The organism is Vibrio sp. V09_P4A23P171, from assembly GCF_963875615.1.
Taxonomy (GTDB): domain Bacteria; phylum Pseudomonadota; class Gammaproteobacteria; order Enterobacterales; family Vibrionaceae; genus Vibrio; species Vibrio anguillarum.
Map to the genome: position 1 here is coordinate 1 of NZ_CAWNMR010000007.1, position 15,487 is coordinate 15,487.

General features: G+C 43.2%; 14 protein-coding genes. 10 read left to right on the forward strand and 4 right to left on the reverse strand.

The genetic code is table 11. The features are described 5' to 3' along the window. Positions 1-247 precede the first annotated feature (247 nt). Positions 248-1,702: an HD domain-containing phosphohydrolase gene (locus AACT23_RS02980; protein ID WP_094126900.1), complete on the reverse strand. Its 1,455-nt coding sequence runs from the start codon at positions 1,700-1,702 to the stop codon at positions 248-250. 432 nt (positions 1,703-2,134) lie between these two features. Here AACT23_RS02980 and AACT23_RS02985 point away from each other — a divergent pair, with 432 nt between their 5' ends. From AACT23_RS02985 to AACT23_RS03025, 9 genes are read left to right on the forward strand one after another with little or no spacing between them, the layout of a single operon-like run. Then, complete coding sequence (locus tag AACT23_RS02985) at positions 2,135-3,307, forward strand: methyl-accepting chemotaxis protein (protein ID WP_094126902.1); 1,173 nt, start codon at positions 2,135-2,137, stop codon at positions 3,305-3,307. A 17-nt stretch (positions 3,308-3,324) separates the two neighbouring features. Continuing rightward, on the forward strand, positions 3,325-3,708 hold the full coding sequence (locus tag AACT23_RS02990; protein WP_013856759.1) for a response regulator: 384 nt from the start codon (positions 3,325-3,327) through the stop codon (positions 3,706-3,708). Between the two features lie 9 nt (positions 3,709-3,717). Next, positions 3,718-4,029 (forward strand): STAS domain-containing protein, encoded by a 312-nt coding sequence (locus AACT23_RS02995; RefSeq protein WP_013856760.1) that lies wholly within the window; start codon positions 3,718-3,720, stop codon positions 4,027-4,029. Between the two features lie 17 nt (positions 4,030-4,046). Next, positions 4,047-6,242, forward strand: a complete 2,196-nt coding sequence (locus tag AACT23_RS03000) for a chemotaxis protein CheA (RefSeq protein ID WP_017048611.1) — start codon at positions 4,047-4,049, stop codon at positions 6,240-6,242. Positions 6,243-6,277: 35 nt separating this feature from the next. Next, positions 6,278-7,897 (forward strand): methyl-accepting chemotaxis protein, encoded by a 1,620-nt coding sequence (locus tag AACT23_RS03005; RefSeq protein ID WP_094126904.1) that lies wholly within the window; start codon positions 6,278-6,280, stop codon positions 7,895-7,897. A 15-nt stretch (positions 7,898-7,912) separates the two neighbouring features. After that, the gene (locus AACT23_RS03010; RefSeq protein WP_228209078.1) at positions 7,913-8,461 is read left to right on the forward strand and encodes a chemotaxis protein CheW; all 549 of its coding nucleotides are present in this window, start codon (positions 7,913-7,915) and stop codon (positions 8,459-8,461) included. Beyond that, positions 8,445-9,323 carry a CheR family methyltransferase gene (locus AACT23_RS03015; RefSeq protein ID WP_017050553.1) on the forward strand — a complete coding sequence of 293 codons (879 nt, stop codon included), beginning with the start codon at positions 8,445-8,447 and terminating at the stop codon, positions 9,321-9,323. The genes AACT23_RS03010 and AACT23_RS03015 overlap by 17 nt, the downstream gene beginning before the upstream one ends. Beyond that, positions 9,323-9,841, forward strand: a complete 519-nt coding sequence (locus AACT23_RS03020) for a chemotaxis protein CheD (RefSeq protein ID WP_017050552.1) — start codon at positions 9,323-9,325, stop codon at positions 9,839-9,841. The genes AACT23_RS03015 and AACT23_RS03020 overlap by 1 nt, the downstream gene beginning before the upstream one ends. A gap of 34 nt (positions 9,842-9,875) precedes the next feature. Beyond that, positions 9,876-10,949: a protein-glutamate methylesterase/protein-glutamine glutaminase gene (locus AACT23_RS03025; protein WP_094126906.1), complete on the forward strand. Its 1,074-nt coding sequence runs from the start codon at positions 9,876-9,878 to the stop codon at positions 10,947-10,949. Positions 10,950-11,014: 65 nt separating this feature from the next. Here AACT23_RS03025 and AACT23_RS03030 read toward each other — a convergent pair whose 3' ends face one another. From AACT23_RS03030 to AACT23_RS03040, 3 genes are all read right to left on the reverse strand, one after another. Next, entirely contained in the window at positions 11,015-11,314 is a 300-nt protein-coding gene (locus tag AACT23_RS03030) for a hypothetical protein (protein WP_017043621.1), read from the reverse strand. 246 nt (positions 11,315-11,560) lie between these two features. Then, complete coding sequence (asnS, locus tag AACT23_RS03035; protein WP_026028293.1) at positions 11,561-12,961, reverse strand: asparagine--tRNA ligase; 1,401 nt, start codon at positions 12,959-12,961, stop codon at positions 11,561-11,563. A 154-nt stretch (positions 12,962-13,115) separates the two neighbouring features. Next, on the reverse strand, positions 13,116-14,747 hold the full coding sequence (locus AACT23_RS03040) for a methyl-accepting chemotaxis protein (protein ID WP_088728877.1): 1,632 nt from the start codon (positions 14,745-14,747) through the stop codon (positions 13,116-13,118). A gap of 305 nt (positions 14,748-15,052) precedes the next feature. On the opposite strand from AACT23_RS03040, the gene queD reads away from it, so the two are divergent. After that, the gene (gene queD / locus AACT23_RS03045; protein ID WP_010320709.1) at positions 15,053-15,412 is read left to right on the forward strand and encodes a 6-carboxytetrahydropterin synthase QueD; all 360 of its coding nucleotides are present in this window, start codon (positions 15,053-15,055) and stop codon (positions 15,410-15,412) included. Positions 15,413-15,487 lie beyond the last annotated feature (75 nt).

Here is a 15,487-nt window from a genome sequence, read left to right on the forward strand (position 1 = left end):
AAATTAAGGTATTTATACCTTTATGAAATATCCGTTACAACACACAAAACAGAAAAACTGAAAATAATTTATGTTGGCTAAGAATCATGAACAAAAAGGCGATTTTTTTAAAAAAACTCTATCATCCACCGTTTTCATGTGGGGAAATTAAATAGGTTTTACTTTGAGAAGTAGTCAGCTCAACGGCAAAATTCATCATCAAATACGATATTTTGCCGTTGAGCGGAGGAGCTACTGTAATAAGAGATTAATGTTTATCCTGATGGCGAGCGGCAATGGCGACAAATTGTTGTTCAACACTCAAAAAAGCCTCTACGACTTGTGGGTCAAAATGTGTCGCTTCGCCCTGTAGAATGATGGCTTTTGCTTCATCATGAGAAAACGCGGGTTTGTAAACGCGCTTTGAGATGAGCGCATCATATACATCAGCCAGTGCCATTAAACGGCCTGAGAGTGGAATCTCTTCCCCTTTGAGTTGTTTTGGATAGCCCGAACCATCCCATTTTTCATGGTGAGTGAGGGCGATTTCTTTCGCGATTGCTAAAAAGGAACTTGTGCCAAGGTGCTGCTCGGCAATCGACAGCGCTTGTGCGCCGATCTCAGGGTGTCCCTTCATAATAGTGAACTCATCATCGGTGAGCTTGCCGGGTTTCAGTAGGACGGCATCAGGGATACCGACTTTGCCAACGTCGTGTAATGGGGCTGATTTGTAGAGTAAATCAATATAAGTGGGCGTTAATAAAGGCTGATATTTCGGTTTTTGGCTTAGATATTGCGCGAGTACTTTGACATATTCTTGAGTACGTAAAATATGAGCGCCAGTTTCATTATCGCGAGATTCAGCTAAAGCGGCCAGGCTGACGATGGCGACATCACGCGTGGTTTTTACTTCATCCTGTGAGTTTTGTAGGCTATCCAACATTTGATTGGTCAACCAAGCCACAGAGCCTAACTCGTTATTTTCAAAAATTGGTAAGCGTTGTGCTATATCACCTTGAGTCACTTGGCATAGCGAATGCTCTTGAGCGTGCAATATTTGCTTCATCAGCCTTCCCCACTGCCAGAGGATAGCGATCACATAACCGCCCAAAACCAAAGAAACATAAATAAACTCTTTAATAATGCTTATCTTGCCATGCCCATTGATTAAACTGGCAGGGTTATGTTCAAGCCAAAAAAGATCTTTCACCGCGACCATCGTGAGTGTGGCTGTCAGAGTGATGATCATCAGCATCATTAACCCGATCATCTGCTTAACAATCGAATGCCTTTCACCTTGGAGTTGTTGACGATTCAATTGTACTGCGTGCTGGCGATATTGAGCTCGTTTGGCGATGAGTTGTAATAAGCTTCCGGTAAAGAAACCAAACAGTGTTAAACCAAATAGAATTTTTATATTGCTATCGATGGTGAATTGATAGCGCTGATTGTAGTAAAGGGATAGTGGAATGCTGACAAGAAAAAACAAAACACTATCGAGCTTCGCATACTGTTCTGTTTTTGCCCACTGGTGGTGAATAAAGAGATATCGACGCATTACCCATGCACAAAATACACTAATCGTCACATGGGCTGTGATTTCTAATGCGCTTAAACTGGACAACATCGGACAGATTCGTCCGCCATAGGTGGCAAATAGCAGCGCAGCTAAGAGGTAGAGCAGTGCGGTGAGTTGGCTGTTGTTTTGCTTGGTATTATTCATGAATTTGATTTCATTACAGTATGTGATGCTTAAGTTTAGGTGATTAAATTCGTTCGATGTTGTGTTTTCGTGATTAACCGATGTGCGGAGGATCAGAAAAGCGATGGATTCTAGTGATGTATTTCTAGGAAAGATAGCTAAATTAAATGAAGCTCATGTGATCCGATCAGTGCGTCATGTTATGAGAACAGAGGAGAGGGCTTAATGACGTTACTCAGCCGAACTTAACGAAAGTTAATCATTACTCTGGCTGATAAGAGTGGACTGTTTAAAATTACCTAACACAACAAAAGTAAAATTACATCTACCGACTACATTGCAGATTCCTCCAAGCTTTCCTATCTTTAGTTATGAGCTCCAGGCGTTGCATAACAACTTCTTACATAACGTCATAGCTTTCGTCAGTGTTTTATGGCTAAAGGATAATAAATCATGCTCCTCATTAGGCTGGTACGTGTTTACGTGCCCTTAGTGCTATTGTCGATAGTTGCTCTTATGCCACAGCCAACACATTTTGGTGTTTGGGCTCTATTATTTGTTACTTTTGCTAGTGTTAGCTATGCAATTTGGAATTACGAATCCTTCATTTCCCAAGTCAAAGCTCAAAAAAAGACGATTGAACACCTTTCTCAAACACAAGAGATCCAACTGGATGGATATCATTCTTTAGAGCCTCTCTTTGCTCAATCTCTGCCAGTGTGGTCTCGTCATATTGATTTAGCCAATGTGCAACTTACCGATTCTGTTACTCAACTGAGCCAGCAATTTGGTGATCTTGTCACGCAGCTTTCACAAGCACTCTCCTTCTCGCAAGGCTCAACCTTAAAAGATGAGCGTAATTTAATGAGCGAAATTGAGCGTTGTCGAGCCATGCTTTCTAAAGCGGTTGATGAGCTTAGAGAAAGCCAAAAGACAAGAGAGCATATGCTTGATGAAATGCGCAGCCTTGATCAATACACAGTCGATTTAAAAAAAATGGCAACCGATGTGGTGGGCATTGCTGAAAAAACCAACTTATTAGCACTTAATGCTGCCATTGAGTCAGCCAGAGCAGGAGAGGCAGGTCGAGGTTTTGCAGTGGTGGCCGATGAAGTGCGTAACCTTTCACAGCGTTCAAGGGAGATCGCTAGCAGCATGACGGAGAAAGTGAACGTTGTCAGTGATGCGATTAATACTACATTTAAGACGGCTGAAATGGCTATTGCGGCTGAGAGTGAACAAATGGAACAAACCGAGCAGCGTATCGATTATGTCATTAACCACTTCCAAGATATGGCACAAACCTTACAGCAACAGTCTGAGCGGTTAAAAGAAGATGCATTTTCGGTGAAGGAAACAATCAGTAATGTGATTGTGAAATTGCAATTTCAAGACCGAGTAAGCCAAATATTAGAGCAAATCAGTACCAATCTCAAAGAACTCAGTGACTCATTAGAGCTGCTCAAACAAGACAGCAATCATGCGATCGCAGGCGAATTATCCCCGCAAAAATGGCTGGAAAAAATGACCAAGAACTACACCATGATAGAACAACATGAAAGCCACAAAGGCAAGGTTACTGAGGTGAAAAGCAAGGTGACTAGCACGGACATTACTTTCTTTTGAGAACCGTAAATGAATAAATGAGGAACTCTGTGATGAACAAAACGGTACTTGTTGTAGATGATTCGGCTTCAATTCGGCAGGTTGTGAGTATGACCTTAAAAGGAGCAGGCTATCAGACGATCGAAGCTCATGATGGTAAAGATGCATTATCCAAATTGGCCGGGAATCGTGTTCATTTGGTCATCAGCGACGTAAATATGCCGAATATGGATGGCATTACCTTACTTAAAGAGCTGAAGCAAAGGCCAGACACAAAATTTACGCCGGTGATTATGCTCACAACTGAATCTGAGGCATCGAAGAAAGAACAGGGTCGTGCTGCGGGTGCGAAAGCTTGGGTTGTAAAACCGTTTGCACCTGAACAGATGCTTGCCGCCGTAGCAAAACTGATCCAAGCCTAAGGGGGGATTATGCTGACTCCACACCAAACCGATGAGCAATTAATGTTAAAACTTGACGGTGAACTGACGATTTATGAGGCTCGAAATTTGTTTGAGCAGCTGACCCCTTTTGTGTCTCATAGCGAGAAGATCGCCATTGAACTTTCCCAAGTCACTGCTCTGGACAGCAGTTGCGTACAAGTATTGATGGCATTTAAAAAAGCAAGAATAGAACAGGGATGTGAACTGATTCATCACAGTGAAGTCGTGGTGGATGTGCTGGGTAAACTGGGGCTAGTGGGATGGTTTCATGACCCTATCGTTCTTTCGAGTTCACAATAAGACAAAGTGACAAGCTAATGACGAAGCCCCAGGGAGATACTATGGACGAAATGATGGCTGCGGCGCTCCAAACTTATTTTAATGAGAGTAGGGAGTTGCTTGAAGGGATGGAATCTGACCTTCTTGAACTGGATAGCGGGAATCTTGATGGCTTAAATGAGCGATTAAACGCAATTTTCCGAGCAGCGCATACTGTAAAAGGCTCAGCAGGGATATTTAACTTAAATGAGATCGTTCGTTTTACTCATAAAGTAGAAAGCTTGCTTGATTTATTGCGCTCAGAACAACTTAAGTTGCATGAAAAGCATATTTCCTTGTTGCTTGAGTGCCGCGATCACATGGTGAGCTTGATTGATGATGCTCAAACGGGGCAAGAGTCATCAGAAGATGACGTTACCGGACAGCGCTTAGGGGCCCGATTGTCTGAGTTTTTAGGTCAATCTGAACCAGAAAGTCATTCACCAACCACGGAATCTGAACCTGATCACACCGCACTCGATAATTTCTGCTGGCATATTTCTTTAACTTTCCCGCTTCATGCATTCCAAGATGGTATGGATCCGCTCTCTTTTCTTTCTTATTTAACTACGCTGGGAGAGGTTATTTATATCGAGGCGGTCGACCGAAAATTACCTGATTGGCACAACTTTGATCCGGAATGTTGTTATTTGGGTTTTGAACTGCGTTTCTATTCGCCGGCATCTAAACAACAAATCGAAGACGTGTTTGAATTCATTCGTGAAGAAGGTGACGTTCGCATCTTTCCACCCAGTGCCAAAGTGGGTGACTTCATTGAGCACATTCAATCAATGCCCGATGAAAATTATAGAATTGGCGAAATATTAGTTCGTTGTGGCGCGCTCACTGAGACTGAATTGAAGCGTGCATTGCAGCAACAAAGTGAGCGGCGAGAAGCGAGTTCGGACGCGATACCCATAGGCGAAATTATCACTCAGGCTGATGCTCAATTAGCACCCGTACTCAATGCGGCGGTCGATAAACAAAGTAAAGCCCGAGAGGCGCTAACCAAAGAGCAAAAAAGCTTGCGAGTGGATGCTGAAAAGTTAGATACCTTAATTAATTTAGTCGGGGAATTGGTCACCGCAGGTGCCGGCAGTGCATTACAGGCGGAGCTAATTGGCGAAAATGTAATGATTGAATCTGTTGCACGGCTTAATGGCCTTCTCGAAGAAGTCAGAGACGCGGCACTACAGCTTAGAATGGTGGCTATCGGTGCGACATTTGCCCGTTTTCAACGTGTTGTTCGTGATATGGCGAAGGAGCTAAACAAAAGTATTCATCTCACGATTACCGGTGCGGATACCGAATTAGATAAATCAGTGATTGAAAAAATTGGCGATCCTTTAATGCATTTAGTGCGCAATGCGATTGACCACGGCATTGAAACAGAGGAAGAGCGTGTCGCAAATGGTAAACCTTCTCACGGCACCATCACGCTCAATGCTTACCATGACTCAGGCAATATAGTGATCGATGTGAGCGATGACGGAAAAGGGCTCAACAGCGAAAAATTGCGCGCAAAAGCGATTGAAAAAGGGCTACTTGATGAAAACCAACTCGTGAGCGATGACGAGATTTTTCAGCTCATTTTTGAGCCCGGCTTTTCAACGGCCCAGCAGGTTTCCAATATTTCAGGACGCGGTGTCGGTATGGACGTAGTGAAGCGAAATATTACTGATTTGCGAGGTCGAGTAGAGATTCACAGCCTACTTAATCGAGGAACAACTATCCGCATTGTATTGCCGCTCACACTCGCGATCATTGATGGTTTCCTAATTGAAGTGAGTAGCGAAACCTTCGTTGTGCCATTGGATGCCGTTCAAGAATGCGTCGAACTTGATGACCAGTGGCTCAAAGATGGCCAAGGCAAACCTTATATTAATCTCAGGGGACAAGTACTGCCTTTAATTGATTTAAGAGTGCAATTTAACCTCACTGCGCGTCGCTCAAAACGCCAAAATGTGGTGGTGGTCAGTAGTGCAGGGCAAAGTGCTGGTTTGATCGTGGATAATTTGTTGGGGGAATTACAAACCGTAATTAAGCCACTTGGGCCGATTTTTTCACGGGTTAAAGGAATCAGCGGTTCGACTATTTTGGGCAGCGGGGATATTGCTCTTATCTTAGATATCGCCAGTTTATCGCAACATATTATGAAGGAAGAGTCGAAGCATCGCTTATTGGCAATGCACTAACTTGGCTCAATTACATCGTCAGAAAGGAATAGGCTATGTTTAAAAATATTTCAGTTAAATTCAAACTAAGTATGCTAGTTGGCATCTTAAGTTTGTTACTCATTGTAGTCGGATCACTCGGGCTTTATGGTATGCAAAAAACACTGCATGGGCTAGAAACGGTCTACTATGACCGAACCGTACCAGCACTGTCTATCGGTGACATTAAATCTCGTCTTCTGAGCAATCGTATAGCGCTGGCTTTTTCACAACTGTACCCAGAAGCGGATATTATTCGTGCTCAGATTGAGACGGTTGAGAACCACCTCAAAGTGATTGATGACAAATGGGGCAAATACAAGTTAACTAAATTAACCAAGGAGGAGGCTGAATTAGCAACACAATTTGAAGAACAAAATAAAGTCTTTGTTGAGCAAGCTCTACAGCCCACCATTGATGCTTTGCGACGTTTAGACATTGATGAAGCGACTCGCCTTGCGGTTGATAAAGTGCGCCCACTCTATGCACCCGTTGAAAAAACAGTAAATGCATTAATTCAGCTGCAATCTAATGAAGCGCAGAATGTTTATAACCATGAGGTTGAGCTTTATGACAACCTACAAATAATAGCCATTGGATCAATTATATTGGGGCTACTGTTTGGTATTGGATTTGCGGTTACCTTGATCCGCGGGATCTGTAATCCTTTAGAGCAAGCAGTGTCGCTGGCTAACCGACTCGCTGTGGGTGATTTAACAGGTAAAATTGAAGCGACGTCAGGCGATGAATTGGGTCGCTTGCTTGAAGCCATGCAAAAAATGGTGGCCAAGTTGTCAGACATCGTAGGTGAAGTGAATAGCTCAAGTAATGCATTGGCTTCGGCATCCGAAGAAGTTTCAGCTACCGCTCAGAACTTAAGTCAAGGGGCGAGCGAACAAGCGGCCAGTGTTGAACAGACTACCTCGTCGGTAGAGCAGATGTCAGCCTCAATCGCGCAAAACACTGAAAATGCGAAAGTGACCGATAGCATGGCAGGCAAAGCGGCTAAAGAAGCGAAAGAAGGTGGAGAAGCGGTAGCTAAAACTGTGTTAGCGATGAAATCGATAGCTGAGAAAATTGGTATTATTGATGATATCGCTTATCAAACTAACTTACTTGCGCTCAACGCCGCAATCGAAGCTGCTAGAGCTGGCGAGCATGGTAAAGGTTTTGCAGTGGTGGCTGCAGAAGTCCGAAAATTGGCAGAGCGCAGTCAGGTTGCTTCTCAAGAAATTGGTGAGGTTGCTAAAAATAGCGTTGGTTTAGCGGAACAAGCCGGAAAACTGCTGGATGAAATGGTGCCTTCTATTCAAAGAACATCCGATTTAGTACAAGAGATCAACGCAGCTTCAATGGAACAAGCAACCGGAGCAACACAAATTAACCAAGCGATGGAACAGCTCAACAGTATCACGCAACAAAGTGCTTCCGCATCAGAAGAGCTTGCGTCGACCTCTGAAGAGATGAGTAGCCAAGCACAGCAGCTCCAGCAACTAATGACCTTCTTCAAAACAGAAAATAATCGCCGTGAAGCAGCAAATAAATCTTCAGTTCACCATGAGCAGCAACGCCCTAAACAGAAGAAAGATGTTGAGTTTGTCTCTATGGACGATGAACCTGAGTATGTGCGCTTTTAGTGGCTGGAGGTGAATGTGGCTAATCTTATCCCGGTTGAGGCTAACTCGATGATATTGGCTAAGTCCAATACAGAATTAGCACAAGATCAACAGTACTTAACATTTCAGCTCAATGGTGAAATGTACGCCTTTGCGATTTTGCATGTTAAGGAAATATTAGAGTATGGCAAAGTAACTCAGGTGCCAATGATGCCTGACTACATTCAAGGCATTATTAACTTGCGTGGTGAAGTGGTACCTGTCGTCAACCTAGCTCGGCGTTTTTATCTTAAACCGCAAGAAGTGAATAAAAAGACTTGTGTTGTCATTATCGAAGTGACGAATGAAGAACAGCGTCAAGACCTAGGTGTTATGGTTGACAGTGTTTCTGAAGTCATTGAAATATCAAGTAAGTTTATGAGACCTGCCCCTAATTTTGGTACCAAGATCCGGACCGAATTTATTTGTGGTATGGCTCAATTCGATGAAGAGTTTGTCATTATTTTAGCGGAGGATAAAGTCCTATCTGTTGAAGAGTTGGCCATGATGGAACAGGTCAAAGAGCAGAATGAACTTGCAAGTTAAGCACAAATCTCAGCAACTTGGGAATTCAGCCATGGAGCAAATGCCCGTCATCAGTGATGCAGACTTTGAGTTGTATCGTGGCTGGATATATCAATCTGCAGGTATCGCACTAACACCTAGTAAGAAAGCGTTGGTGGTTGGGCGTTTAAGCGGGCGCTTAAGAGAGCTCGGTATAAGTTCATATCGGGAGTATTTTGAGTATTTGACGAAATTTAGCGATCAGCAAGTACGCAAACTTGAGCGGCAACGAGTCATCAATTTGCTGACCACCAATGAAACATACTTTTTCAGAGAAGAGGCCCATTTTGCTTACATCCAGCACCATCTCTTCACTGTATGGGGGAAAAAACAGATCCGTTGCTGGAGCGCAGCAAGCTCGACAGGTGAAGAGGCTTATTCTCTGGCAATGTTATTAGACAGCCGTTACCAAGGAGAATGGCAAATAGTTGGTACCGATATCAATAGTCAAGTGTTGCAAATTGCATCACAAGGTATTTATCCGATGCTACGCCATGAACATATACCGAAAGCCTATCTCAAAACGTATTGCCGAAAAGGCATCGATACCAAGCATGACACATTGAAAATCGTTAATTCATTAAGGAAAAAAGTGAAATTCGGATTAGCGAACTTACAAAATCAGTTGGATGAACTTGGTCACTTTGATCTTATTTTTTTACGTAATGTTATGATTTATTTTGATCAAAATACCAAACAAAGAGTCATTAGTAACGTTACGAGCCGATTAAAAAGTGGTGGTATTTTATTAATAGGCCACTCTGAAACATTAAACGGACTCAACTGCGATGACTTGCAATTACTGCAGCCGTCTATCTATCAAAAACGAGGGATTTGTGATTAATGGCGAACGAATTTTTACCTAAAACAGAGGCTCTGAACTTGATGCCTGGCGAGATATTCTTTGGTCATCACAGAGGTTGGATTCATACGCTGCTGGGTTCGTGCGTTGCCATTACGTTATGGCATCCAAAAACGCAGTTAGTGGGTATGTGCCATTATCTGTTGAGCCAGCGATCCGCCCTAGGTGGAGAGGCCAAACAACCTGAAGGCTATTATGCTAGCGATGTTGTGGCGTACTTTTCCCTTCAGTGCCGACGATATCAAATCAATCCTAAGGAATGTGTTGTTAAAGTATTTGGAGGTAGCACTATGTTTGCAGGTCACTACAGTAAAGTCGCTTCGATAAATGTTGCACAACAAAATGTGCGACTGGGTATGCAGTTACTGAAAGAGCACGGTTTTCAAGTAAGCCGCAATGATGTGGGTGGAAAGCGTTATCGTAAAGTATTTTTTGATGTCCAAAATGGTGATGTTTGGGTTCAATATGGGCGATCTTCTGCAAGAGAGGTAGCTTATTAATCAGCCATTGAGTGTCGACTTATAGAGGCATTACATGAAAAAAATAAAAGTATTAATCGTGGATGACTCCGCGGTTGTTCGGCAAGTGATCAGCGCTTTGTTGAGTAATGAACCTGATATTGAAGTGCTTACTCCTGCTTCTGATCCCATATTCGCTCAAAAAAAAATGGCTGTTCAATGGCCAGATGTGATTATCTTAGATGTAGAAATGCCTCGTATGGATGGTATTACGTTTCTTAAGCAACTGATGGCGGAGCATCCGACGCCTGTCATCATTTGTTCTACACTGACGGAACGTGGTGCGGAAGTGACTATGCAAGCATTGCAAGCGGGTGCGTTGACGATTATCACTAAACCCAAAGCAGGGTTGAAAGATTTTCTACAAGAAAGTCGGCAGGAAATGTTAAGTGCGGTGCGCGCCGCCGCACAAGCAAAGCTAGAAAATATTGTTAAACCCAAACCTCATGTACTCAAGAAAGTACAGCAAACAATGCCGAATCCGAATCACTCGACATTAACATTGAAGACCACACAAAAAGTGGTCGTGATCGGCACATCTACAGGTGGGACACAAGCTTTAGAAGCGATCTTAACAGCATTGCCAGCAGTCTCTCCGGGGATTGTTATCGTGCAACATATGCCCGAAAAATTTACCGCGATGTTTGCTGACCGGCTCAATGGGCTTTGTCAAATAGAGGTCAGGGAAGCAAAGAATGGCGACCGAGTTCTTCCGGGGTTGGCATTGATCGCTCCAGGTGGTCGTCACATGCAACTGAATCGAAGTGGTGCACATTATCAAGTCGAAATCAAAGATGGCCCCGCAGTTAACAGGCATAAACCATCAGTTGATGTACTTTTTCGCTCAGCGGCAAAACATGTAGGCCCTAACGCTGTCGGTTTTATTTTGACGGGAATGGGAGATGATGGCGCACGAGGTTTGCATGAGTTGAAAGAGAGCGGTGCCTATACAGTTGCACAAGATGAAGCAAGCTGCATCGTTTTTGGTATGCCCAAAGAGGCAATCGAACGTGGTGGTGCTTGTTCGGTGCTACCACTCAATCAAATAGCGCAGAAAATATTGCAACGAGCTTCATCGAGGCACTTATAGATCAGATCTTCATTTATTTTTAGTTGAAACCGACTTGTTGAGACGCTCCCAACAAGTCGTAGTAGTTACTTTTTTAAACCAATTTGAGATTCGATGGCTTCGGTTTCTATTTCAGGGTGTTCGGCGAGCTTTTCTGAAGCCCATTGATTGATATGCTTCAAAATAGCCGACACGGCATGTTTTTTTGTTGCTTGTTCATTTTCTGCCACATCTAGCGCTTGTTTAGGCTTTAAGCCAGTAGCATCTTCTGCGATATGAAGCCAATCAGGATGCCAGTAGTAAGGTTGACCAGAAGGGGTCATCCAGCCATGAACACCGTTTGTTTCACCATTGTACTGCAAATTATCTACATCATTTTTTTTCATATAAGTTCTCGCCATGGATTGATCTGAATACGTGGTTAATGTAACTCGGTTGCATAGCACAATAGAGTGAACATGATCATGTAATTGAACTAAATGTAACAAAGGAAGATGAAATTGAGGTGATTTTGATCTCATGTTTATTTGAAATTCACTCTATTGTTATTGAGAGTGAACACTGATTGTTGGGGAAATAAAAAAACCACCGAGTTTAACGTCGGTGGTTTTTACAAAAATCGTGTTTGATTTTTAGAAGTTTGCAGAGCGTGGTGTACGTGGGAAAGGAATCACATCACGCACGTTGCCCATACCGGTCACATAGGACACTAAGCGCTCAAAGCCAAGGCCGAAACCCGCGTGCGGTACAGTACCGTAACGACGTAAGTCGCGATACCAACTCATATGTTCAGGATCTATGCCCATTTCAATCATACGCGCATCAAGAACATCTAAACGTTCTTCACGTTGAGAGCCACCGATGATTTCACCAATACCTGGGGCAAGAACATCCATTGCAGCGACAGTTTTACCATCGTCGTTTAGACGCATGTAAAATGCTTTAATGTCTTTAGGGTAGTTCTTGACGATCACAGGCGCTTTGAAGTGCTCTTCAGCAAGGAAGCGTTCGTGTTCAGAAGAAAGATCAATGCCCCATTCAACATCAAATTCAAACTTACGGCCTGAATCGATTAGGATCTTCACAGCATCTGTATAGTCTACTTGCGCAAAATCTGAATTAACGAACTGCTCAAGACGAGTAATTGCCTCTTTGTCGATACGCGAAGCAAAAAACTCAAGGTCATCACGACGTTCTTCAAGAACGGCTTTGAAGACGTACTTCAGCATATCTTCAGCCAGTTTCGCGACATCGTTTAGATCAGCAAACGCGACTTCTGGCTCTACCATCCAAAATTCTGCAAGGTGGCGGCTCGTGTTTGAATTTTCAGCACGGAACGTTGGGCCAAAAGTGTACACTTTGCTTAATGCACAAGCATACGCTTCGGCATTTAACTGTCCTGAAACTGTAAGAAATGTCTCTTTGCCGAAGAAGTCTTCATTGAAATCGACATTGCCTTGCTCAGTACGAGGAAGGTTAGCGAAATCCAGCGTTGAAACACGGAACATCTCACCCGCACCTTCTGCATCAGAAGCGGTAATCAGCGGCGCTGACATCCAGAAATAACCTTGCTCGTGGTAAAAGCGGTGGATGGCTTGAGAAAGGGAGTTGCGTACACGAGCCACTGCGCCAATCACGTTGGTACGTGGGCGAAGATGCGCCACTTCACGAAGATATTCAATTGAATGGCGAGTTTTTGCCATTGGGTAGGTTTCAGCATCTTCAACCCAGCCAACAACCTTCACCTCAGTTGCTGCAAGTTCAAATGCTTGACCAGAAGCAGGGGACTCAACAATCTTACCTGTTACTTCGACAGAGCAGCCAGTAGTGAGCTTTAGCACTTCGTCATTGTAATTATTCAGATTATTAGGGACCACGGCCTGAATCGGGTCGAAACAAGAGCCGTCATAAATGGCAAGAAAAGAGATTCCAGCTTTGGAATCACGACGAGAACGAATCCAGCCTCGGACAGTCACTTCACTGTCAACGGCTAGCTTACCGCTCAATACGTCTGTTACAGGCGCGTAAGTCATGTTTGATATAGTCTCCATTGAGGTAAAAATTCAACCCAATGTTCAAAGGTATTCTCACTCTATAAAGTGGACAAAAAACAAGCGAAACATTGGGTTGCTTATTACTTTTTAATTCAATGGCACATATTACCTGTCAATTCGTTCGCATCAACCTTTATTGTCGATTCGTGGCCGAATTCTTAGCAGAAAGCGTAAATTGATTCATCAATGTTTCTAAGCGCTGCGATAGCTGTTTTAAATTGACGCTGATTTCTCGGGTTTGCGTTGCCGATTGAGACGTATCATCAGCATGTCGAGTAATGACTTCGATCTTCCCTTGAATTTCTTGGCTGACTTGTGTGGTCGTTCGTGTTTGATCTTGAATATTGTTTGCATGATCCAGCACCTGCTGCATCTCTTGTACGGCATTACTCATTGCGGAAGATAAAACTTCGACTTCATTTGAACGTTGATGCGCATGTGAGCAGACCAAATCAACTGAGGTGAGCGATGTTTCACTGTCACGTTGGAATTGAGCGATGATTTTCTCAATGTTTCCAGTCGCTTCTGCCGTTCGTGAGGCGAGTTTTCGCACTTCATCGGCCACGACCGCAAAGCCTCTTCCTTGTTCACCCGCTCGTGCTGCTTCAATCGCCGCGTTTAAAGCCAGCAAATTAGTTTGTTCGGCGATACTTTTAATCGTTTCAAGAATGGAGGAAACCAGCCCTGTCTGATTATTAAGTTCAGAAATTTTATCTTTCACGGACTCGATATCGCTCACTAAACCTTTGATATCAGAGCTAGCTGTATGTGCTTGCTGTGCACTTTGTTGAGCGACGTTAGCGGTATGTTTGATAAGCTTTGATGCATCAACGGTAGCTTGATTAACCGTCTGTTGTTGAGATTGCATCTCTTCAATATTTAGCTGGACGTCAGAGGTTTCACGCTGCTGATTTTTTGCCGCTTGGTTAGTTGTTTGTGCTACGTCGGTTAGCTGGTTTGCTGAATCGGCAAGCGAATGAGAGGTTTCTTGCACTTTTGCCAAACTGTCCGAAACCGTGTCCATTAAAGAGTTGATGGAGATCGCGAGTTGTCCGAGTTCATCTTTTTTGGTGCTGATAAGTCGTTTTGATAAATCTTTGCTCTTACTGATTTCACACATGAATCGTGACGTATGCTGGATAGGGCGAACAATCATCTTGCGGATCAAAAAAAGCGTGATCATAAATCCGATAAAGGCAATGGAAGCCATAATAATAACGGCAATGACAGTGTGAGTACTGATCATTTGGTTTACATGGCTCAGGTTATATTCAAGACGAATAGCCCCTAAAACGGTTCCTTCTTCCGCCATATGACAAGATACGCAGTTTGTGCCTCGGTAATCTAGGCTTGATTTCATCGGTAAGGCGACGACTAATCCTTTCCCCCAGGAAGCATTGAATGGTTCAATGACGGTTTCCCCGGCCAGTGCGCGTTTATCTATCTCGTCCATTGGCTGTTGATTTTCTTTTCCAGGACCATAAAGTTTACTGACCGCCTCTGAACGTAATACTCGCACCTGTTCAATACCATCTTGCGCGAGTGCCTTTTGGCGTAAGGTCTCTTTCTGAGCCATGGTACCAGTCAACATCATCATATTGAGGCTATCAAAGTAGTTACTCGCTTTATCGTGTAACTGCTCGCTCAACACCGAATTGAGCAGGTCACGTTGTTGTATATATTGATAGCTGGTTGATACCGTTAATACAAAAGCAAAAACGGTGATGAGCGTAAGTAGCAATTTAGACGTAATTGTTGAGTTCATGATAATTTTATTATTATTGAGAGGGTGACAGTGTAAATATAGCGTTAATATGCACTAGTGCAAAAGTTGTAGTCTTTGGAGTGTGACCCTATACATACTATAGGTTTAACAAATGTGATGTGGCACGTCATGATTCCCTATTAATGCTTAAAATATCACTCAAAGGCGTGGGATTTTCCGTTGTATCACCGTGATAAATTGTACGGTTTCATCTGTCTTGCAATGTAAACAAAGCTGTCTAGAAACTTGTTTCGTGAGTCTATATTCCTTAGTATTGCCTCTCTTTTAAAAGCTTGAGAACCAAGATGAAAACAGAATTATACAAAGAGTTTATGTTTGAAGCCGCGCATCGTTTACCTCATGTACCTGCAGGGCATAAGTGCGGCCGTTTACATGGGCACTCTTTTTTAGTTCGTCTGTATGTAGAAGGTGAGGTCGATCCTCATACTGGTTGGGTGATTGATTTTTCTGAAATTAAAGCGATATTTAAACCTATTTATGATCGTTTAGATCACTATTACTTGAATGACATTGAAGGGTTAGAGAACCCAACCAGTGAAGTGCTTGCGAAATGGATTTGGCAACAATTAAAGCCAAGCTTACCACTGCTCAGCAAAGTTGAAATTAAAGAAACCTGCACGGCGGGTTGTATTTATAAAGGCTAATACCAGTAGACAATTCCGAACAACAAACAATAAATAACAAGTAGATAGGCACTACTATCGCGCCTATCTACTTAC